Source organism: Gloeobacter violaceus PCC 7421 (genome assembly GCF_000011385.1).
Taxonomy (GTDB): domain Bacteria; phylum Cyanobacteriota; class Cyanobacteriia; order Gloeobacterales; family Gloeobacteraceae; genus Gloeobacter; species Gloeobacter violaceus.
On the sequence record NC_005125.1, the window covers coordinates 3,241,176 to 3,259,375 of the forward strand.

General features: G+C 64.2%; 19 protein-coding genes. 10 read left to right on the top strand and 9 right to left on the bottom strand.

The features are described from left to right. Positions 1 to 33 precede the first annotated feature (33 nt). From GLL_RS15715 to GLL_RS15735, 5 genes are all read left to right on the top strand, one after another. Positions 34 to 597, top strand: coding sequence for an MOSC domain-containing protein (locus GLL_RS15715; protein WP_164929177.1), 564 nt, complete (start codon positions 34 to 36; stop codon positions 595 to 597). Positions 598 to 971: 374 nt separating this feature from the next. Then, the gene (locus GLL_RS15720) at positions 972 to 1,703 is read left to right on the top strand and encodes a hypothetical protein (RefSeq protein WP_164929178.1); all 732 of its coding nucleotides are present in this window, start codon (positions 972 to 974) and stop codon (positions 1,701 to 1,703) included. Positions 1,704 to 1,853: 150 nt separating this feature from the next. Then, positions 1,854 to 3,068, top strand: a complete 1,215-nt coding sequence (locus GLL_RS15725) for an acyl-CoA dehydrogenase family protein (RefSeq protein WP_197530021.1) — start codon at positions 1,854 to 1,856, stop codon at positions 3,066 to 3,068. After that, positions 3,055 to 3,819: a PIG-L deacetylase family protein gene (locus tag GLL_RS15730; protein ID WP_011143042.1), complete on the top strand. Its 765-nt coding sequence runs from the start codon at positions 3,055 to 3,057 to the stop codon at positions 3,817 to 3,819. The genes GLL_RS15725 and GLL_RS15730 overlap by 14 nt, the downstream gene beginning before the upstream one ends. After that, a complete protein-coding gene (locus tag GLL_RS15735) occupies positions 3,795 to 4,376 on the top strand; it encodes a class I SAM-dependent DNA methyltransferase (RefSeq protein ID WP_011143043.1) in 582 nt (193 codons plus the stop codon). Before GLL_RS15730 ends, GLL_RS15735 begins: the two co-directional genes overlap by 25 nt. Here GLL_RS15735 and GLL_RS15740 read toward each other — a convergent pair. After that, the gene (locus GLL_RS15740) at positions 4,315 to 5,568 is read right to left on the bottom strand and encodes a glycosyltransferase (RefSeq protein WP_011143044.1); all 1,254 of its coding nucleotides are present in this window, start codon (positions 5,566 to 5,568) and stop codon (positions 4,315 to 4,317) included. The genes GLL_RS15735 and GLL_RS15740 overlap by 62 nt on opposite strands. Positions 5,569 to 5,883: 315 nt before the next feature. Between GLL_RS15740 and GLL_RS15745 the strand changes: the two genes are divergently transcribed. After that, positions 5,884 to 6,282, top strand: coding sequence for a nuclear transport factor 2 family protein (locus GLL_RS15745; protein WP_164929179.1), 399 nt, complete (start codon positions 5,884 to 5,886; stop codon positions 6,280 to 6,282). 7 nt (positions 6,283 to 6,289) lie between these two features. Here GLL_RS15745 and GLL_RS15750 read toward each other — a convergent pair whose 3' ends face one another. Beyond that, a complete protein-coding gene (locus GLL_RS15750; protein ID WP_011143046.1) occupies positions 6,290 to 7,315 on the bottom strand; it encodes a PDDEXK nuclease domain-containing protein in 1,026 nt (341 codons plus the stop codon). A gap of 143 nt (positions 7,316 to 7,458) precedes the next feature. On the opposite strand from GLL_RS15750, the gene GLL_RS15755 reads away from it, so the two are divergent. Further along, on the top strand, positions 7,459 to 9,063 hold the full coding sequence (locus tag GLL_RS15755) for a permease (protein ID WP_011143047.1): 1,605 nt from the start codon (positions 7,459 to 7,461) through the stop codon (positions 9,061 to 9,063). Here the strand turns inward: GLL_RS15755 and GLL_RS15760 are convergent. Together GLL_RS15760 and GLL_RS15765 are read right to left on the bottom strand one after the other, a co-directional pair. After that, a complete protein-coding gene (locus GLL_RS15760; RefSeq protein WP_164929182.1) occupies positions 9,060 to 9,725 on the bottom strand; it encodes a pentapeptide repeat-containing protein in 666 nt (221 codons plus the stop codon). The two genes, GLL_RS15755 and GLL_RS15760, sit on opposite strands and share 4 nt — an antisense overlap. A gap of 98 nt (positions 9,726 to 9,823) precedes the next feature. Then, complete coding sequence (locus GLL_RS15765) at positions 9,824 to 10,030, bottom strand: hypothetical protein (RefSeq protein ID WP_011143049.1); 207 nt, start codon at positions 10,028 to 10,030, stop codon at positions 9,824 to 9,826. A gap of 96 nt (positions 10,031 to 10,126) precedes the next feature. Between GLL_RS15765 and GLL_RS15770 the strand changes: the two genes are divergently transcribed. Continuing rightward, positions 10,127 to 10,540, top strand: coding sequence for an MAPEG family protein (locus GLL_RS15770; protein WP_011143050.1), 414 nt, complete (start codon positions 10,127 to 10,129; stop codon positions 10,538 to 10,540). A gap of 7 nt (positions 10,541 to 10,547) precedes the next feature. Further along, complete coding sequence (locus GLL_RS15775; RefSeq protein WP_011143051.1) at positions 10,548 to 11,441, top strand: alpha/beta fold hydrolase; 894 nt, start codon at positions 10,548 to 10,550, stop codon at positions 11,439 to 11,441. Here GLL_RS15775 and rpsR read toward each other — a convergent pair. Both rpsR and rpmG read right to left on the bottom strand, forming a co-directional pair. Further along, on the bottom strand, positions 11,438 to 11,662 hold the full coding sequence (gene rpsR / locus GLL_RS15780; protein WP_011143052.1) for a 30S ribosomal protein S18: 225 nt from the start codon (positions 11,660 to 11,662) through the stop codon (positions 11,438 to 11,440). The two genes, GLL_RS15775 and rpsR, sit on opposite strands and share 4 nt — an antisense overlap. Positions 11,663 to 11,664: 2 nt before the next feature. Then, complete coding sequence (gene rpmG, locus GLL_RS15785) at positions 11,665 to 11,856, bottom strand: 50S ribosomal protein L33 (protein WP_011143053.1); 192 nt, start codon at positions 11,854 to 11,856, stop codon at positions 11,665 to 11,667. 251 nt (positions 11,857 to 12,107) lie between these two features. Between rpmG and GLL_RS15790 the strand changes: the two genes are divergently transcribed. Continuing rightward, on the top strand, positions 12,108 to 13,544 hold the full coding sequence (locus tag GLL_RS15790) for an ammonium transporter (RefSeq protein WP_011143054.1): 1,437 nt from the start codon (positions 12,108 to 12,110) through the stop codon (positions 13,542 to 13,544). A 297-nt stretch (positions 13,545 to 13,841) separates the two neighbouring features. Here GLL_RS15790 and GLL_RS15795 read toward each other — a convergent pair whose 3' ends face one another. The 3 genes from GLL_RS15795 to GLL_RS15805 form a co-directional block, all read right to left on the bottom strand. Then, positions 13,842 to 15,176, bottom strand: coding sequence for a TldD/PmbA family protein (locus tag GLL_RS15795; RefSeq protein ID WP_011143055.1), 1,335 nt, complete (start codon positions 15,174 to 15,176; stop codon positions 13,842 to 13,844). Then, a complete protein-coding gene (locus tag GLL_RS15800; protein WP_011143056.1) occupies positions 15,173 to 16,549 on the bottom strand; it encodes a cytochrome P450 in 1,377 nt (458 codons plus the stop codon). Before GLL_RS15800 ends, GLL_RS15795 begins: the two co-directional genes overlap by 4 nt. A 75-nt stretch (positions 16,550 to 16,624) precedes the next feature. Then, on the bottom strand, positions 16,625 to 18,001 hold the full coding sequence (locus tag GLL_RS15805; RefSeq protein ID WP_011143057.1) for a cytochrome P450: 1,377 nt from the start codon (positions 17,999 to 18,001) through the stop codon (positions 16,625 to 16,627). Positions 18,002 to 18,200 lie beyond the last annotated feature (199 nt).

Genomic DNA, 18,200 nt, shown 5'->3' on the forward strand with positions numbered 1-18,200 from the left:
GGCGGCCGGCACCGCGCAAGGAGAAACCGACAGATGGAAACGCAGAGCACACACATCACCACCGAAGCGTTCGAGGCGGCCCTCGCGAAGCTTCTAGACTCTCCCCGTGACGCGGGTCTTCTGGAGATGATCGTCGCGCGGCTTCCCAAAGAAAAGCGGCGCACCTGCTCTGAGGTGTATCTGTCTCCCGACGGCGGGCTCGCGGGGGATCGCTGGTTGCTCGGCAAAAACGGCCGCGCGCCGGATCCGCGGGCGCAGGTGTCGCTGATGAATGCGCGGGTACTGCGCCTGATCGCCGGGGAGGAGGACCGTATGCCCCTGGTCGGGGACAACCTGATTGTGGATCTGGACCTAAGTGAAGTGAATATCCCGATTGGCCAGCGCCTTGCGGTTGGCGAAGCGATCCTGGAAGTCACCGATAAGCCCCACACCGGCTGCTCAAAATTCAACGCCCGATACGGCAAAGCGGCGCTGCAATTTATCAACGCTCCTGAGCGCAAAGAATTGCACCTGCGCGGAATCTATGCGCGGGTTGTGCAGGCAGGCGTGGTCCGCCTCGGAGATAAAGTGCACAAAATCGAAGGGATTTATTCGTGAAAAATTCAACTTTTTTCTCGCGGTGCTTGCGTTTTTCTTTTTTGGTCCCTAGCTGCCTGCGTACCCGAAAGTAGAAGCTTGACCGCGCTTCTGGCGGGCGACATGGCCGATGGTTTGAGCTCTTCCAGGAAGCCGGATGTTTCAGAGCATCCGCTTGAGCATAAAGAATTCGACTGTGAAGGTGATGCGGCTAATTTCTAGGCTACAAGCCAGGTTCCGCATTTTACTATGGATAATCTAGACCAAGCATCGGCTTAGCCTTTTAACCGGAAGGCGATCAATTATCTGTCTGCTTTCGACATTGAGAGAAGGCAAGCAAAGGTATGAAATCCTTACCGTTTTTTGGATGGGCTACGGTCACCTTGGCCGCCCTGATGTCTGCACCCGTTATCGCTTCGGCTGCCCCGCTTGTCCGTCAGGCAACCGGACCCGATGCCAGCGCAATTCAATCGGCAGTCGACTTGTTCCGGGCCGACATCGGCGGCGCCAACAATGGTGCCAGCGGTTCGTTTGCTGACGGTCGGCGCGAGGTGAACTGGGATGGTGTACCGGACGATTCTTCGGCTCCGAATGCCTTCCCGCCCGACTTTTTTAATGTCAATTCCGCCCGTGGGGTCGTCTTTTCCACTCCCGGCGAGGGCTTCCAGGTGAGCGCCAATGACGGCACCGGCACGCCCATCTTGTTCGGCAACCTCAACCCCACCTATCCCGCCGAATTTCGCATCTTCAGCCCCCAGAAGCTGTTCACGGCCATCGACAGCAAATTCACGGACGTCTTTTTCTTCCTTCCCGGTACCGAGACGCCGGCCACCGTCAGCGCCTTTGGCGCCGTCTTCACCGACGTGGACACCAACACCAGCAAGATCGATTACTACGACGCCAAGGACAATCTGCTGCTCAGCCTGCCGGTCCCCTTCCAGCAGGGAGCCAACAACCAGCAAAGCCTCGCCTTCATCGGCGCCAGTTTTGCCAATAAGCGCATCTATCGGGTCCGGATCACCAGCGGCAACATTGCCCCGAGTGCCACGGCAACCGATGGCAAACGTGGCTACGATGTCGTCACCATGGACGATTTCATCTACGGCGAGCCCCAGATCCTGAAGTAAACGTCAGCTAGGCAGGGCCGTCTGCCAGTCCTGCAGTGCGGGGGCGGCAGACGGCTTTTTCGGCGCGGGCAAAATGGGTGGTTTTCTCCCCAGGGGCGGAGGACAGGCGGAGCGCTCTCCCCGATGATCTGCCATGGAGATTATCATCCGTTGAAGAGGAGCAAAGACATTACCCCTCCGCTGTTGTTCAACACTGCGGCCGTCGGCCGCGAGCCGCTGTCGGTGGGCGAAGCGCTCACCCGAGCCGGGCAAGTCGCCGATTTTTGCGCCGCCAACGCCGCGCGCATCGACGAAGACGGCGCCGTGCCGATCGAAGAATTTCGGCGGCTGGCAGCGGCGGGACTGTTGGCCGTTCCCCTCGATGCGTCTTTGGGCGGGGCTGGACTCGGGGTGAGCCCCGGCCGCACGCTGGCGCTGCTGAGCGTGCTGGAGCAGGTCGGGCGGGGCAACCTGGCGGTGGGCCGCATCTACGAGGGGCACGTCAACGCCCTGCAGCTGATTCAGATTTTCGGCTCGCGCGAGCAACAGTCGGCCTGTGCCGCAGCCGTGCACGGCGGCAAAATTTACAACGTCTGGAACACCGAGGACGAGGACGGCACGAAGATTGTCCCGCTGCCGGGGGACCGCTATCGCCTGGAGGGGGCTAAGACCTTCGCCTCGGGCACCGGGTTGGTGGAGCGGCCGATCATCGGTGCGGCCCGACCCGACGGCGGCTGGCAGATGGTGATCGTTCCGATGGAACTGTACACGGGGCGCGTCGATCCTGACTGGTGGCAACCGCTCGGGATGCGCGCCTCGGCCAGCTTCAAAGTCGATTTTTCGGGCATCGAGCTGGGAGAAGACGCCCTGCTGGGCGTTCGCGGCGATTATTTGCGCCAGCCCTGGCTGACCGCCGGGGTGGTGCGCTTCGCAGCGGTGCAGTTGGGCGGAGCGGCGGCCCTGCTCGACTGCACCCGCGAACACCTGAGAAACCGCGGCTGGCAAGAACACCCCTACCAGCGCGAGCGCATGGCCCGCGCTGCCATCGCTGTCGAAGGGGGACGCCTGTGGTTGCAGGGGGCGGCCGAGCGCATCGACCGGTGGTTGGACAATCCGGCCGGGCCAGCCGGCGGCGAGGGGTTGGTGGCCTACGCCAACATGGTGCGCACCGCCGTCGAAGCCGCCTGTCAGGAGGTCGTGCAACTGGCCGCCAAGTCCGTGGGGGCGCGCTGTCTGTTGCGCCCACACCCGGTCGAGCGCATCGTGCGGGATCTGACGCTCTATTTGCGCCAGCCCGCCCCAGATGCGGCCCTTGCCCAACTGGGTACCTACGTCATCGAACAAAACGCTCCCATTCAGGCGCTGTGGCACGATGGGCGTCACTAGCGCCGCCCTGGGCGAGACTCCCCTGCACCCGCCCGAGGCGGCCGCCGCCCTCGGTTCGACGCTGGTGGTCGCCCCGCACCCGGACGACGAGTCGCTTGGCTGCGGCGGGACCATCGCCCTATTGCGCCGTCTGGGCCTGCCTGTGCGGGTGCTGGTGGTGAGCGACGGCACCCGCTCCCACCCCAACTCCCGGCGCTACCCACCCGCGGCCCTGCGCGCCCTGCGCGAGGCGGAGGCGCGCGCCGCCCTTGCGGTGCTGGGGGTCGCCCCGGCCGCCGTCACGTTTTTGGGCCTCAAGGACGGCGCAGTGCCTTTTGAGGGGGACGCCGATTTTGCCGATGCGCTCGGCCGTTGCCGCCGCTATCTGGCCCAGCTGGAGCCCGTGCGGACCGTCGTGCTGCCCTGGCGGCGCGACCCGCATCCGGATCACCGGGCCGTCTGGAACCTGATGCACCGCGCGAGCGACGGCTTCACGGCCTTCGCACGCAGCCTCGAATACCCCATCTGGCTGTGGGAGCAAGGTGAACGTTTCCACCGGCCGATGGAAGGCGAGGTCTGTATCTGGCGGCTCGCCATCGGCCCGGTGTTGGCGCTCAAACGCGCCGCCGTGGCCGCCCACCGTTCCCAGACCAGCGATCTCATCGACGACGACCCGGAAGGTTTTCGGCTCACCCCCGAGACGCTCACCCACTTCGAGCGCCCCTGGGAATGTTACCTGGAGGCACCATGCAACCCGAACGCCCCTCGCTGATGCCCGAGTACTTTGAAGCGCTCTACTGCGAAAACGCCGACCCCTGGGACTTCGAGACCAGCCCCTACGAGGATGCCAAATACACGGCGACCCTCGACGCCCTGTCTAAGCCCCGCTACCGCTCGGCGTTTGAAATCGGTTGCTCGATCGGGGTGCTCACCGCCCGCCTCGCCGAACGTTGCGAGGCGCTCCTGGCGGTGGATGTATGCGATAAGGCGCTCACCCGGGCGCGCGCGCGCTGCCGGACGCTCGCCCAGGTAAGCTTCGAGCGGTTGCGGGTGCCCGAGTGCTACCCGAGCGGACCGTTCGATCTGACCCTGGTCTCGGAGGTGGGCTACTACTGGTCCTGGAGTGAACTGCGCCGGGCCCAGAGGTTGCTTTTGGAGCACCTGGAACCCGGAGGTCAACTGCTTTTGGTGCACTGGACGCCCTTTGCCAGGGACTACCCGCTCAGGGGCGACGAAGTGCACGATGCCTTCGACTCGCTCGCGGGGCTCAGCCACCGCCTCGGGCGGCGCGAGGAGCAATACCGACTGGACCTGTACGAGCGGATTTGAGCGCCTGCTTCCAGAGGACAATGCGCCTGCGCAACTGCCGGATCGCTTCTTCAACCTCGCTTTTGGGGGCGTTCGCGGGATCTTCGGGGTTCAACCGCTCCCAGAGCAAGCCAAAAGCTTGGCAAGCGGACAACTCCTCCGCAAGGCGTTCCGACGGCACCCGCAATCGGGTTGCCAGTGCCGCAACCTCTGCGTCGGTCGATGCCAGGCTGCGGGGCTGACGCCAGAGTTGGCGCAACCGAATGCGATTGACCAGGCGCTCCTCGGTCCTGCCGACCGCTTCGACCAGATACGGCTTGCGCCCGGCGCCCACGGTGCTCCAATCGGCCAGTTGGGCGGCCAGACCCATCCCTGCACGTCCATAGCGGCGGGCACTGGTGATCACTTTCACCAGCGGGCTGTGGCGGATCCCGGCGTCGATGCGCCGCAGGGCGCAGTAAAGGGCGACATCTTCGGGGGAGCGCACGGCGGGCAAGCCCCCCGCCCGGGCGTAAGCCTCGGCGCTGAGCGCCAGGCTGGCGCCGAAGTGCTGGTAATGGCGGGGCCAGGCGTCGAGCGGATCCGGGTCGATGCAGGCTTCCAGTTGGGCCGTCAGATACTGGTAGCCCACGTCGTACAAAAAGCAACGGCGCGCCTGGGCCTCCAGAGCCTGTCGCTCGTTGTCGTCGGTGAGGATGCGGCCCCCCACGGCGTCGGCACCGCGGTCGATCTCGAAGGCGGTGGCCGCAAGCCAGTCGAGAGCCACCCGGGTGTCGCCGTCGGTGGAGGCAATGATCCCCCGGGCTTTGCCGGCCCCGGCGAAGCGCCGGTAGGCTTCGTCCATCAACAATTGCCGGGCGCGGCCGACGTGCGCTTCGGCGGCGGGCAGGGTCAGCTCGACGATGTGCAAGCGCAACTGCGGCCGGTCGTCGGCGAAGCGGCGGGCGATGTCTGCCGTCTGGTCGCGGCAGTTGTTGGCGAGCACGATCACTTCGTAGCTGCGCGGATCGAGGGGTAAGCCGGGCCGTTCGATCTGGTAGGCGAGAGCAGCGAGGGTGCTCTCGATCCGTTCCGCCTCGTCGCGCACCGGCACAATCACACAACTGCGGCACTGCGGCAGCAACGGCGCATCGACCAGGGGCAGATGGGACAGGCGGGCGAGGAGGGGACTCGCGGACCCTAGCGGCCGCAGCGGGCGGCAAATGTGCAGCATGGTTGGCCTCGTGCAGAGGAAGACTGCCGCGACGCACGGAATCGCGGCTTACACCGACATCGAGCGGCTTGACAGAAAACCGCCCGGCCGCCTTGAAACAGGCGTTTGTACCGGAAGCTGACTGCGCCTCAATAGCAAGTAAGCCCACTTACAAGCGCCGAAGGTACTGCCCCAGGACAGATCCTCTTTCGGCCTCAAGTAGTGAGGTTCGCCATCGGGCTCAACAGCTCTCCAGGCACCTCCTGCAGCGCAGTCGCCCCATCCGAAAAAGACATACCATATGGGCAGACATGGCACCGATCCGGCAGGAGACCCATGATCACAAGCAACCTGAGAACCAATCAGCTTTCTGCCACTGCGTACGAGTGGTACCTGACCTATCTGACGGCGCTCGATGCGAAGGATCTGCAACAGTACGAGCAATTCCTTGCCGACGAGTGCACCATGTATTCCAACAACGACCCGCCGATGGTGGGAAAGGCGACCATTGTGCAGGGGCTTTCCCAGTACTGGCCGAGTTTCGGCACCCTGGAGCACGATCTGCTCAACATTTACGGAACCGACGCAGCCTTCGTGCTCGAAGCGCTCAATCATTACACCCGCACAGACGGCCGGGCGATCACGCTGAGGGCCGTGGCTTTCACCGACCGCAACGCGGCCGGGTTGGTGAGTGGGGTGCGCTTCTACACCGACACCGGTCCGCTCTTTACCTAGCTCGGCTCTAAAGATCTTCCGGCAGCGACAGGCACAAACGGGATTCGATTTCTTCGATGCTGGGCAGGCTGCGCTTGATCTCCTCCGGGAGCAGTTCGTAGGTGGAGACACCCATCGGACGGCGGGCATCGCGCAGGGTGTACTCGGCAATTACCCGGTTGCTCGATTTGCATAAAATCAGCCCGAGGGTCGGCCGATCGTCGGGATGGCGCAACAGATCGTCCACCGCCGACAGGTAAAAGCCGAGCTTACCCGCGAATTCGGGCTGGAAGCTGCCGGTCTTGAGATCGATGACCACGAAGCATCGCAGCTTGAAGTGATAAAAAAGCAGGTCGATATAAAAATCTTGATCGCCCACCTCCAGGTGGTACTGGCTGCCCACGAAGGCAAAGCCCCGGCCTAGTTCCAGCAAAAACTTGCGGATGTGTTCGAGCAAACCCTGCTCCAGGTCGCGCTCCCGTGCCGCCGGCCCCAGCGATAAAAAATCGAACAGATAAGAGTCCTTGAGCGCCTGCTGCGCCAGATCCGACTGCACCGGCGGCAGCGTGGCCGCGAAGTTGGTGGCGGCACCGCCCTGGCGCTCGAAAAGCCCAACGCCTATCTGGTGGGTAAGCACGCTGCGGCTCCAGCCCTGGGCAATCGTCTGGCGGACGTACCAGGCGCGGGCGGCAGGCTCTTTGACGGCATCGAGGATGGCACAGTTGTGAAACCAGGGAATTTGTGCAGCAAGCTGCTGCACAAACCCTTCGTCGGGATAAGCCTCGGCGAAGGCGCGCATGTATTTGAGGTTGCGCACGGAGAACCCTTTGATCTCAGGGAATTCACGGCGCAGATCGCCCGAGAGGTGATCGATCACCTTGCTGCCCCAGCCCTGACAGCGCTGCTGCCGCAGCACGTCGCGGCCAATCTGCCAGTAGAGCGCCACCAGTTCGCGGTTGACCGCCAGGGCCGAGCGGATCTGGGCGGCGCGGATGCGCGCTTTGAGACCGCCCAGGTACTCCTCGTAACCGTCGAAGGTCAACTCACCGGCCACGGACCTACCCCCATCCGACCAAACATGAACGCTTGTCCATGATTTCATCAAAACACCAGATGGACAATTGTGCAACTGTGCGGGGACGGAAGCCGAAAACGGTAGCCCAGTCCACTACTTTTCGGGTGCCATTGGGCTGAAGTATGCGTATGAAACCTGCCAAATCCGCGCCGCGCCGGCTGGTCCGAGGCGACATCGACGGTTTTTTCGGCCTGGCCCTCGACAATCTCATTCAGGTTTTGCTGATCGTCGGGCTGTGCCGGGGGGTGCTCGGCTTCAGCTCCGAGTTGCTCTACGGGCGGGTGCTTCCTGGGGTGGCCCTCTCGCTGCTGGTGGGCAACCTGTACTACGCCTGGACGGCCGACCGCCTCGCCCGCCGCGAAGGACGCGACGACGTGACGGCGCTGCCCTACGGCATCAACACGGTCAGTTTATTCGCCCATGTCTTTCTGGTGATGTTGCCGGTGAAGCTGGCGGCGATGGGGGCGGGCCAGTCGCCCGAGCAGGCGGCGGAATTGGCCTGGCAGGCAGGACTGGTGGCTTGTCTCGGTTCGGGGCTGATTGAACTGGCAGGGGCGTGGGTCGCTGACCCCCTCAGAAAACTTGCCCCCCGGGCCGCCTTGCTCTCGACTTTGGCCGGGATCGCCCTGACGTTTATCGCCCTCGGCTTTCTATTTCGCACCTTTGCCGCCCCAATAGTCGCGATGTTGCCGTTGGGGATCATCTTGCTCACCTACTTTGGCGGTGTGCGCTTCGGGCCGCTGCCGGGGGGGCTGGTCTCGGTGCTGCTGGGGATCGCGCTTGCCTGGGGAACGGGGCTGGTCGGTTGGGACGATGCCCGCTTTGCGGAGGCCCTGGCTCCGGCAGGATTCTATCTGCCGCGGTTGTGGCTTGGAGATCTCTGGGAAGGGCGCGCCGCCCTGGGCGCCTACCTGAGCGTTATTCTGCCCATGGGTTTGTTCAATCTGGTGGGCAGTCTGCAAAATCTCGAAAGCGCCGAGGCGGCGGGGGATCGCTTCGAGACCGCCCCCTGTCTCGCCGTCAACGGCCTCGGTTCGATCGCGGCGGCCGTGGCGGGCTCGTGCTTTCCGACGACGATTTATATCGGCCATCCCGGCTGGAAGGCGCTCGGGGCGCGCGTCGGCTACTCGGTGCTCAACGGCGTGGCGATGGGCCTGTTGTGCCTGAGCGGTACGGTGGCGCTGGTGGCTTACTTTGTGCCCATCGAGGCGGGTATGGCGATTGTGCTCTGGATCGCGGTGGTGATCGCCGCCCAGGCTTTTACCGCCACCCCCGCCGCCCACGCCCCGGCGGTGGTGATCGGCCTACTGCCGGGGATTGCAGGCTGGGGCGCCTTGATGGCCAAGAATGCCCTGAGGGCGGCGGGCCTCGCCACCCCCGACAACCCGCTCACACCGGAATTGGCGGCCAAATTTCGCCTGAGCGACACGTACATCGAAGGCGCCTTTGCGCTGGAGCAGGGATTTATCTTCTCGGCGATGATCCTCGCCGCCGTCACCGTCTTCATCGTCGAGCGGCAATTTTGGAAAGGGGCGCTCTGGGCACTGGCGGGGGCTGTCCTCTGCTGGTTCGGATTGATGCACAGCTTTCGCTGGACGGCGACCGACACGATTATCGACCTGCGCCCCGGCGCGGGGGCCGGCTGGGCGATAGGTTACGTCCTGGTAGCCCTGGCGCTGCTCTATGCCCAGTGGGCCAAAGGGCGCAGCCGGACCGACAAGGCTTAATCGAGCAATCGGCCGTCCGGCAGGGTGGCGCCCCGCAGACGCGCTCCGCGCAAACTGGCGTCGTCGAGCAAAGCCCCGCGCAGCTGCGCCCCTTCGAGGTTCGCCCAATAGAGGCTCGCCCCGCGCAGATCGCCGCCGATCAGCTTGGCACCCTGCAAGTCGGTGCCGCTCAAATTCGCCCCGACCAACTCCGCGCCGCTCAGATCCGCCCGTTGCAGGCGGGCGGCGGCAAAATCCGCACCGACGAGCGACGCGCCCGTGAGCACCGCCGAGCGCAAACCCGTTCCCACCAACCGCGAACCGCTCAAGTTGGCTTCGAACATCCGGGCGCCGTCCAGTGCCGCCGTGCTCAAATCGTCGCCCACCAGCGCCACCTTCAAGAAACTGCGTTGGCCCCGCCGGTAGCGCGCAAGCAACTCACCCGCACCCATCGAACGCACCGGACGGCGCACAGCAGCGAAGGGCCGCCCGCACAATTCACACCGCTCGGCGCGCTGCACCCCAAAGCGCGCCTCAAGCCTGCACTCCACCTTCTTGATCTGGGGCCACTCCTCGCCGCCGCCGCCGGACCACTGGCTGAAGAGCAAACGACGGTGACAGCGCTCACAGACGATCGAAAAGCGCATCCAGTCGTGCCAGAGGACGTGGGGGTTGACAAGCATAGGCACCGACGGCAGAGGTTCCTTTTACTTTTCCTGTATCCTCCGTACCGCGAGCCTCTATCCGACGGTGGAAAACGTGGGGATCTCCCCCTCGGGGATCAATTCCATTCTTCCAAACGGCCGATTTGATCGCGCAGGCTGTAGAGAAGCTCTTCGTACCAGGGACGCACTTCCAGGTAGTCAACCGCGTCGCGCAACTCCTTCAGGCAGTTATCCAGGTGCTTCGCTTCGCCGGTGCTGCGGTACAGATAGATCTCACTCTGAATAAACAGGATCAAATTGGCGGTGTCTTGATCGTGGGGCATGGCAATCGCCGGCGACAGCGCCCGCGGTGGGGGGCGAGTCTGTCCATCCTACGCCAGGGGCTTGTGCGAGACTGGGATAGCTGCACCGTTGGCGAGGTGGGTTTGAGCGCTCTAGATACGCTGGTCTGGCCGGGTCTGGTCACCGTTGCCGCGCTGGTGGTCTACTATGGCCTTTCGTTGAATGTCGGCCGCGCCCGTGTGCGCTACGGCGTTGCACCACCCGAGACCAACGGCAATCCCGACTTCGAGCGGGTATTGCGTGTCCAGGAGAACACTACCGAGCAACTGGTGCTGTTCCTGCCGTCGCTATGGCTGTACGCGCTGTTTGTCAATCCGCTGTGGGCAGCCGTCCTGGGTAGTGTCTGGGTTGTCGGGCGGGTGCTGTACGCACTCGGCTACTACGAGGCTTCCGAGCGGCGCACCCCCGGCTTTGCCGTCTCCGTCGTCGCCACGCTCATTTTGCTGGGCGGCGCGCTGGTGGGACTGTTGCGGCGGCTGGTTCTCCCGTGACCTGCCGATGACCGCCGCGTTTTTGCCCCCGGGTGCCCGTATCCTGAGTGAACCCGGTTCGCTGGAGATGGCGCGGCGGCTCGAGCTGGTGTCGGTACGGCTGGAGGGTCGAGTAAACCGGACCGTGGCCACCGGCTGCGTGCATAGCGGTGCCGGAGAACCGCCCGCGCTGCTGCTGCATGGTTTTGACAGTTCGGTGTTCGAGTTTCGGCGATTGCTGCCGCTGCTGGCTGCGCGCCGTGAGGTGTGGGCGATGGATCTGCTGGGTTTCGGCTTTACCGAGCGGCCCGCGGGAATTGCCTACGATCCGCGCGCGATTGGTGACCATCTGGCAAGCTTCTGGGAGCAATACATCGGCCGCCCGGCGCTGTTGGTGGGCGCTTCGATGGGTGGGGCCGCCGCCATCGATTTGGCCCTCGCCCGCCCGGAGGCGGTGGCAAAACTGGTGCTCATCGACAGCGTCGGCTTTGCGAAGCCGCCCGCCGTCGGTCGCTGGATGGTGCCGCCCATAGACCGCTTCGCGGCGGCATTCTTGCGCAACCCGCGCGTGCGCAGGCGGGTGAGCCTCGGCGCCTACACCGACCCGACGCTGGTCACCGAAGATGCCCAGATCTGCGCGGCGCTCCATCTGGCGATGCCCGGCTGGGAGCAGGCGATTATCGCCTTTACTAGAAGCGGCGGCTACGCACCGCTGGGCGAGAAACTGCCCGCCCTCAGTCCACCGACCCTGATTCTCTGGGGCGAAGACGACCGCATCCTCGATCCGCGCGACGCCCACAAGTTTTACAAAGCGATCCCCGATAGCCGCCTGGTCTGGATACAAAATTGCGGCCACGTGCCGCATCTGGAAAAGCCGCAGGTGACCGCCGGGGCGATCGAACAATTTGCAGGAGGCGACTAGCCTTCCTGGTTGACAAACGGCAGCAGGGCCAGCAAACGGGCGCGCTTGATGGCCACGGTCAGGTCGCGCTGCTGCTTGGCCGTCAGTCCGGTAATTCGCCGGGGCAGAATCTTGCCGCGCTCGGTGATGAACTTGCGCAGCAAATCCACTTCCTTGTAGTCAATCTTGTCCTTGGGCGGGATCGGTGAAACCCGCTTGCCGCGATATCCGAACGACGTCATGGTTATTTGGTCTCTTTGTGTACGGTGTGCTTGTTGCAGTTGGGGCAGAATTTCTTCAGCTCCATGCGCCCCGTGGTGTTGCGCTTATTTTTGGTGGTGGTGTAGCGCGAGACGCCGGGCCGGCGCTTGGCCGTGTTCGTCCGGCACTCGGTACATTCCAGGGTAATAATGATGCGGGCACCAGGCTTCGCCATCGAACGGTCCTCTTTTTTCTTTGCGCGATCTCTAATTATTCCACAAAGTCCGCCCGATCGAAAAGACCACGCCCCCGCTTCCTCCGGGGGCCCGAGCGCTATCCAGTTGTGTTGCCGCTTCTTAAACGGCATTTTATCGAAATTTATCCATGTAGTCATTGATACAAATGAGTCGCGACAGATTCGCTTAACTCTCCTTATTCGCCAACCGGCTGAAGCTTTTCAGTGGGCGTGATCTCGCTCTGGGGAGAATGTTAATGAAATGTAAATGGAAATGGGGATTGGGCACGCTGGCAGCGGCTCTCGCCACTGCCGCCCCGGCGTTTGCCCAGGACGCGCCGAAGATCGACACCGGCGACACCGCCTGGGTGCTGGTTTCGGCCGCGCTGGTGCTGCTGATGACCCCCGGCCTGGCCTTTTTCTACGGCGGGCTGGTGCGAGGCAAGAACGCACTGAACACTTTGATGATGAGTTTTGTTGCCCTCGGGGTGATCGCGCTCGTTTGGACGCTGGTGGGCTACTCGATCGCTTTTGGACCCGGTAACGGTTACTTTGGCAGCTTCGCCTGGCTCGGCCTCAACGGGGTCGGGCAGGATCCAAACACCGCCCAGGCTGCCACCGTGCCGCACCTGGCGTTCATGATTTTTCAGATGATGTTTGCGGTGATTACCCCGGCGCTGATTTCCGGTGCCATCGTCGATCGCATGAAGTTCAAGACCTACGTCGTGTTCATCATGATCTGGTCGGTCGTGGTCTACTCGCCGGTGGCCCACTGGGTCTGGTCGCTGGGTAACCCCGACCCGACCGATGCGGCCAAGATGCTGCCTGGCTGGCTCGGGGCTATCGGGGCGCTCGACTTTGCCGGCGGTACGGTGGTGCACCTGACGGCCGGTATCTCGGCTTTGGTGGCGGCGATCATTCTTGGTCCGCGCAAAGGCTTTCCCAACCAGCCGATGACTCCCCACAACGTGCCTTTTGTGCTGTTGGGAGCGGGGCTGTTGTGGTTCGGCTGGTTCGGCTTCAACGCCGGTTCGGCGCTCGCCGCCAATGGCCTCGCTTCGCTGGCTTTTGTGACGACGAATGTCGCCACGGCGGCGGCTCTATCCACCTGGCTTTTGCTTGACACGTTTATCGGCGGCAAACCGACGGCGGTGGGTGCAGCCACCGGTGCGGTCGTCGGTCTGGTGGCAATCACCCCGGCGGCGGGTTTTGTCAGCCCGCTTTCGTCGATTGCGATCGGCGGTATCGCCGCGATCATCTCCTTCGCCGCCATTCAACTGAAGAAAAAGCTCAACTACGACGATTCGCTCGACGTGTTTGCCTGCCACGGCATGGGCGGTCTGACCGGCGCCATTCTCACTGGGGTGTTTGCCGACAAATCGCTCAATTCCCTGGGTGATAACGGCTTGCTCCTGGGCAACGGGGCGCAGCTTATTGAGCAATTGATTGGTGTCGGTGCCGTTGCCGTCTACGCAGCGGTCTGCACGACGGTCATTTTGCTGGCGCTCAAGTTCACCCTGGGACTGCGCCCGAGCGAGGAAGCCGAGCAGGAGGGCCTCGACACCGCCGAGCACGGCGAGGAAGCCTACACCGGCAGCATCGGCGGCCTTGGCGCCATGGAAGAAGCGATGTCCTCCACTTCCCAGGGCCAGGGTTTTACCCGACCGGCGACCCAGCAGCAAGAATAGTTTTTCTGGCAACTGATTTGCCTGCCCCCTTTGCCAGGGGGCATTTTTTTGGTTTATTAGCGAATTGGGACTTGGCACGACAGTCTGTGGAGCGAGAGGCGGAACCCCCTTCGGGTTCCCCTCTCGCGCTCTCCAACCTCCCCGCGTCGAGGGGCGTGCCACCCCCCCGACACCCCCCCGGACTCGATGGCGAGGTGGGCGTGAGAGTCGGTGGGTGGGATGGGCTTACTCTTCCAGGGCCTGCACGACGCGTGTCGACTGCGGCGAAGCGGCTGGCTGGTCGTTGGGGCACCTCACCTAAACACTGTCCGTGACGCTGGTGAACCGAAAAGCACCTGAGCGCACGGCGGGAACTACCATCGGGCCGTAGCGTTGGGCGGCACCTACCGCGTCGATGTCGCGCAGCAGGTGGGGCAGGCTCTGGTTGAAGCGCAGGTTGCGGATCGGGTAGGCTATCTGGCCGTCTTCGATCCAGAAGGTGCCGTCGCGGGTCATGCCGGTGACGGTCAGCTCGCGGGGGCTGATGGCCCGCACGTACCAGGCGCGGTGCACCAGTACCCCCCGCTCGGTACGGGAGACCAGATCCATCGGACTCGCCCCGGAGCCGGCCATCGTCAGGGGGAAAAAGGCGCCCGTGGGGGCGCAGCCTTTGCGGGCGGCCCAGTAGCGGCTGTGGTGCAACAGCTCGGGCACGCCCTCCCGGATGAGGGTGAGGGGCCGGTTGGGCTGGCCGTCGGGCAAGAAGGGAGCGCTTTGCAACAGCGGATGGGCCGGATTGCGCTCCAGGTGCACCAGGGGGCTGAACATGGCCTCACCCAGGCGGGTACCGCCGTCGGGGCGGGACATAAACGAGCGGCCCTCGTCCGCCGCGCGCGCGTCTAGATTCCAGCCCACCCAGGCAAGCAATTCGGCAAAGGCGGCGGGGTGCAGGATGACTGGGTAGAGACCGGGAGCAATGGCCCGCGGCGAGCGGGCGCGGTGGGCACGCTCGATCAGTTCTTCCGCCAGTTCGTCGCAATTGAGGGCGCCTAGATTCCAGGCGGTGCGCTCCCCCCAGCTCGAAGCGCCGCCGGTGCGGGCGGTGAAACCAAAACTGGCGGCGGTCGAGCGGCCGGCGGCCCGCAGTCCCCGGGAGTTGCCCACGGCCCGCAGGCGGCTTGCGGTGGCGAGCGTGCCTGCCCCTTCTATGCCCGCCGCCGCCGTTGCCCGGCACACCCGCTGGACGATCCGGCCGCGCTGCAGGGGCGAGCAGGCGGCTGTCTCCTCGTCGAAGGCCGCCTGGCGATCGTCGTAAGTCTGCAGCTCCAACAGCGGCACCCACTCGGGATCTTCCGGGGCGACGCGCGCCAGGGCCTCGCAACTGCGCAAAGCCGCCTCGATTGCCTCCGGATCTCCCGCAGTCGCAGTAGTCGTGGCACTGCGGGCACCGAAATAACTGGTGATGCTGATCGAACAGCGCTCCTGGTTGACGTTTTGGGTCATCTGGTTGCCGCAAAAGCGGCTCAGCGCTTCGTCGCTGCTTTCGAGGGAAACGAACACACCCTCGGCTTCGGATCTGGCCGTCACCTGCTCGATGAGTTCTAGAGCCTGGGTCTCAGAGGCAATCTCGATGGGTAGAGCGTACAGAGTCATTGTCCGGCTGTCGAAGTGCGTGATAGAAGACGGCTTGCTGAGCGCTCGCCGGTCGGGACCAGGTAAAGTCCTTCCGGCGGGGCGAGGGTGACGCCGCGGCGCACCGGCCGCAAAAGGCGCGGTTGCACCAGACGCAAATCCCGTTCCAAGAGCACCGTGGCGATCACCAGTTTCATTTCGTAGAGGGCAAAGGCCATGCCGATGCAGCGCCTGCTGCCGCCTCCGAAGGGGACAAATTCGTAGGGCGAAAAGGTCCGCTCCAAAAAACGCTCAGGCCGGAAGCGCTCGGGCTCGGGGTAGGTTTCGGGACGATGGTGGGCCAGATAGATGCCCGCAGCCAGGCGGGTACCGGCCTCGTAGTCGCGCTCCAGAATCCGCACGGTGTGCCGGGCGACGCGCGGCGAAGCAATCAGGGCCACCGGATAGATGCGCAGCGTCTCCGAGCAGACCGCCCCCAGGTACGGCAGCCGGGCGATCGCCTCCGGGTCGGGATCGCTGCCCAGGCTGTCCAGTTCCGCCAGCAGTCGCTCGCGCACTTGCGGTAGATAGTGAATCCAGTAGAGCGCCCAGGCCATCGCCGTGGCCGTCGTCTCGTGACCGGCCACGAGCAGCGTCATCAACTCGTCGCGCAGTTCGGCGTCGCCCATGGCCGCCCCCGCCTCGTCGCGGGCGGCCAACAGCAGGCCGAGAATATCGCCCGCCCCTGCGTCGAAGTGCTCCCGCCGCTCGCGGATTTCGGCGTAAAGCAGCTCGTCAATCGCACCCAGGTGAGCCTGCAATCGTGCCCGGGGGCTCCAGGGGCCAAAGTCCTCCGGCAACATCAACAACATCGCCATGCTCAACGGCGAACTCATCGCATCGAGCATGCTACCCAGTGCCTGTCGCAGCCGAACCAGGCGCGTTCCGTCGTGCAAGCCGAAGACCGCCTGCAAGATCACCGCAAGCGAGATGCGCTGCATCGCATTGCGTACCAGAAATGGTTTGCCCGGCTGCCAACGGACGATCACCTCCTCGGTGACCTGGCGGATGAGTTCACCGTAGGCGCGCATGCGCTCGCCGTGAAAAGGCGGGGTGAGCAAGCGGCGCTGCTGCTGGTGGCGCTCGCCATCGAGCAACAGCAGCGAGTTGGCGCCAAGGGTGGGCCTGAGGGCGACGTTAGAGGCACCGGCGTCGAAGGTGCCCGCTTCGGCGGTAAAAAGCTGTTGAATGGCCCGTGGGTCGCTGAACATCACCAGGGGCGGGAACACTCCGACGCGCATCGTGAACGGATCACCGTAACGCGCGGCCGTCGTATGCAGGTAGTCGGTCGGGCAGCCGATCCACTGCATCAGCTGGAACGGTGAGGGTGAGGAAGGGCCGGGGGGCAGGGACATGGCGGTAAGCCGGGATGGGGTTGTGTTGCTTTCAACCACCCTAACCGCTGGCGGCTGCGGCAGGGAGCGGTGCTGCTAGCAAGCGGGCAGCAGATCGCGATGACCGGAGCGCAGCGCTGTGGGGATCAGGTGCAGATCTTCGGGTGGGGCCAGGGTGAGCCCGCGGCGGACCGGCAGCCGGGGTCGCGGATCCGCCAGGCGCAGTTCCACGCGCGAGAGCACTGTGGCGAGGACCAGCTTCATCTCGTAGAGGGCGAAGGCCACACCGATGCAGCGCCTGCTGCCGCCTCCGAAGGGGACAAATTCGTAGGGCGAAAAGGTCCGCTCCAAAAAACGCTCAGGCCGGAAGCGCTCGGGATCGGGGTAGGCTTCGGGGCGGCGGTGGGCCAGGTAAATATTGGGGATGAGAAAGGTTCCAGCCGGGTACTCCCGATCGAGGATCCGGACAGGCCGTCTGGGCACGCGGGCAAAGGCAACCATGGCCACGGGATAGATGCGCAGCGTCTCCGAGCAGACCGCCCCCAGGTACGGCAGCCGGGCAATCGCCTCCGGGTCGGGATCGCTGCCCAGACTGTCGAGTTCCGCCAGCAGTCGCTCGCGCACTTGCGGCAGACGGTGGATCCAGTAGAGCGCCCAGGCCATCGCCGTGGCCGTCGTCTCGTGACCGGCCACGAGCAGCGTCATCAACTCGTCGCGCAGTTCGACGTCACCCATGCCCTGGCCTGCTTCGTCGCGGGCGGCCATCAGCAGGCTTAGAATGTCGTCGGCCCGAGGATCGGGGCGCTCCCGGCGCTCACGAATCTCGGCGTAAAGCAGTTCATCGATGGCATCAATCTGGGCTTTGAGTTGGCCCATCGGGCTCATCGGACCCGCATCCTGCGGGAAGATTAGCCGCAAGCCGAACAGCAATGGCGAGGCGGACGCATCGATCAGGTTGCCCAGCAACCGGCACACCCGCAGATAGCGCGTGCCGTCGTGCAGACCAAAGACTGCCTTGAGAATCACCCCGAGCGAGATGCGTTGCATCGAGCGGCGGGCCTGAAAGGGTGTGCCCAGGTTCCAGCGGGCCGTTACTTGTTCGGCAAGAGTGCGGATAAGTTCGCCGTAAGAGCGCATCCGCTCACCATGAAAAGGCGGAGTGAGCAGGCGGCGCTGCTGTTGATGACGCTCACCGTCGAGCAAGATCAGCGAGTTGGTCCCGAACAGCAAGTTGAAGGTGGACGAAGCGTTGGCCCCGCCGGAGTCGAACAACCCCGGCTCAGTGTTGAACAACTGCTGAAAAGCCTCCGGGCTGCTGAAAAAAACGCCCGTCACCGGCGAGTGGAGCCCCAACCGCATCGTAAACGGGTCACCGTAGCGCCGGGCCGTTCGCTCCAGGTAATCGGTCGGGCGGCCGATCCACTGCAGCAGTTGAAGCGGCGGCGGCGAAGCGGGACCGGCAGGCAAAGACATAGGGACGCTCCGAAAAGAGACACTTTTGCCTTCCAGGCTAGTGCAGATCCCCAATTGCAAGTAGAAGCACCCGGGTTCGCCATTGCCAGCCACCCTCCTCGGCGCAGTGACTCACCCAGGACCGTGCCGCAGTCGACACGCGTCGTGCACGCACTGGAAGAATAAACCGATCCCACCCACCGACTCTCCCGCCCACCAT

Excerpts from the sequence above, each read along its gene's own strand:
- GLL_RS15790 (WP_011143054.1), top strand. The coding sequence starts at position 12,108 with ATGTTAATGAAATGTAAATGGAAATGGGGATTGGGCACGCTGGCAGCG.
- GLL_RS15760 (WP_164929182.1), bottom strand. The coding sequence starts at position 9,725 with ATGCTTGTCAACCCCCACGTCCTCTGGCACGACTGGATGCGCTTTTCG.
- GLL_RS15755 (WP_011143047.1), top strand. The coding sequence starts at position 7,459 with ATGCGTATGAAACCTGCCAAATCCGCGCCGCGCCGGCTGGTCCGAGGC.
- GLL_RS15775 (WP_011143051.1), top strand. The coding sequence starts at position 10,548 with ATGACCGCCGCGTTTTTGCCCCCGGGTGCCCGTATCCTGAGTGAACCC.
- rpsR (WP_011143052.1), bottom strand. The coding sequence starts at position 11,662 with ATGACGTCGTTCGGATATCGCGGCAAGCGGGTTTCACCGATCCCGCCC.
- GLL_RS15765 (WP_011143049.1), bottom strand. The coding sequence starts at position 10,030 with ATGCCCCACGATCAAGACACCGCCAATTTGATCCTGTTTATTCAGAGT.
- GLL_RS15735 (WP_011143043.1), top strand. The coding sequence starts at position 3,795 with ATGCAACCCGAACGCCCCTCGCTGATGCCCGAGTACTTTGAAGCGCTC.
- GLL_RS15730 (WP_011143042.1), top strand. The coding sequence starts at position 3,055 with ATGGGCGTCACTAGCGCCGCCCTGGGCGAGACTCCCCTGCACCCGCCC.
- GLL_RS15800 (WP_011143056.1), bottom strand. The coding sequence starts at position 16,549 with ATGTCCCTGCCCCCCGGCCCTTCCTCACCCTCACCGTTCCAGCTGATG.
- GLL_RS15720 (WP_164929178.1), top strand. The coding sequence starts at position 972 with ATGTCTGCACCCGTTATCGCTTCGGCTGCCCCGCTTGTCCGTCAGGCA.
- GLL_RS15795 (WP_011143055.1), bottom strand. The coding sequence starts at position 15,176 with ATGACTCTGTACGCTCTACCCATCGAGATTGCCTCTGAGACCCAGGCT.
- rpmG (WP_011143053.1), bottom strand. The coding sequence starts at position 11,856 with ATGGCGAAGCCTGGTGCCCGCATCATTATTACCCTGGAATGTACCGAG.
- GLL_RS15740 (WP_011143044.1), bottom strand. The coding sequence starts at position 5,568 with ATGCTGCACATTTGCCGCCCGCTGCGGCCGCTAGGGTCCGCGAGTCCC.
- GLL_RS15715 (WP_164929177.1), top strand. The coding sequence starts at position 34 with ATGGAAACGCAGAGCACACACATCACCACCGAAGCGTTCGAGGCGGCC.
- GLL_RS15805 (WP_011143057.1), bottom strand. The coding sequence starts at position 18,001 with ATGTCTTTGCCTGCCGGTCCCGCTTCGCCGCCGCCGCTTCAACTGCTG.
- GLL_RS15745 (WP_164929179.1), top strand. The coding sequence starts at position 5,884 with ATGATCACAAGCAACCTGAGAACCAATCAGCTTTCTGCCACTGCGTAC.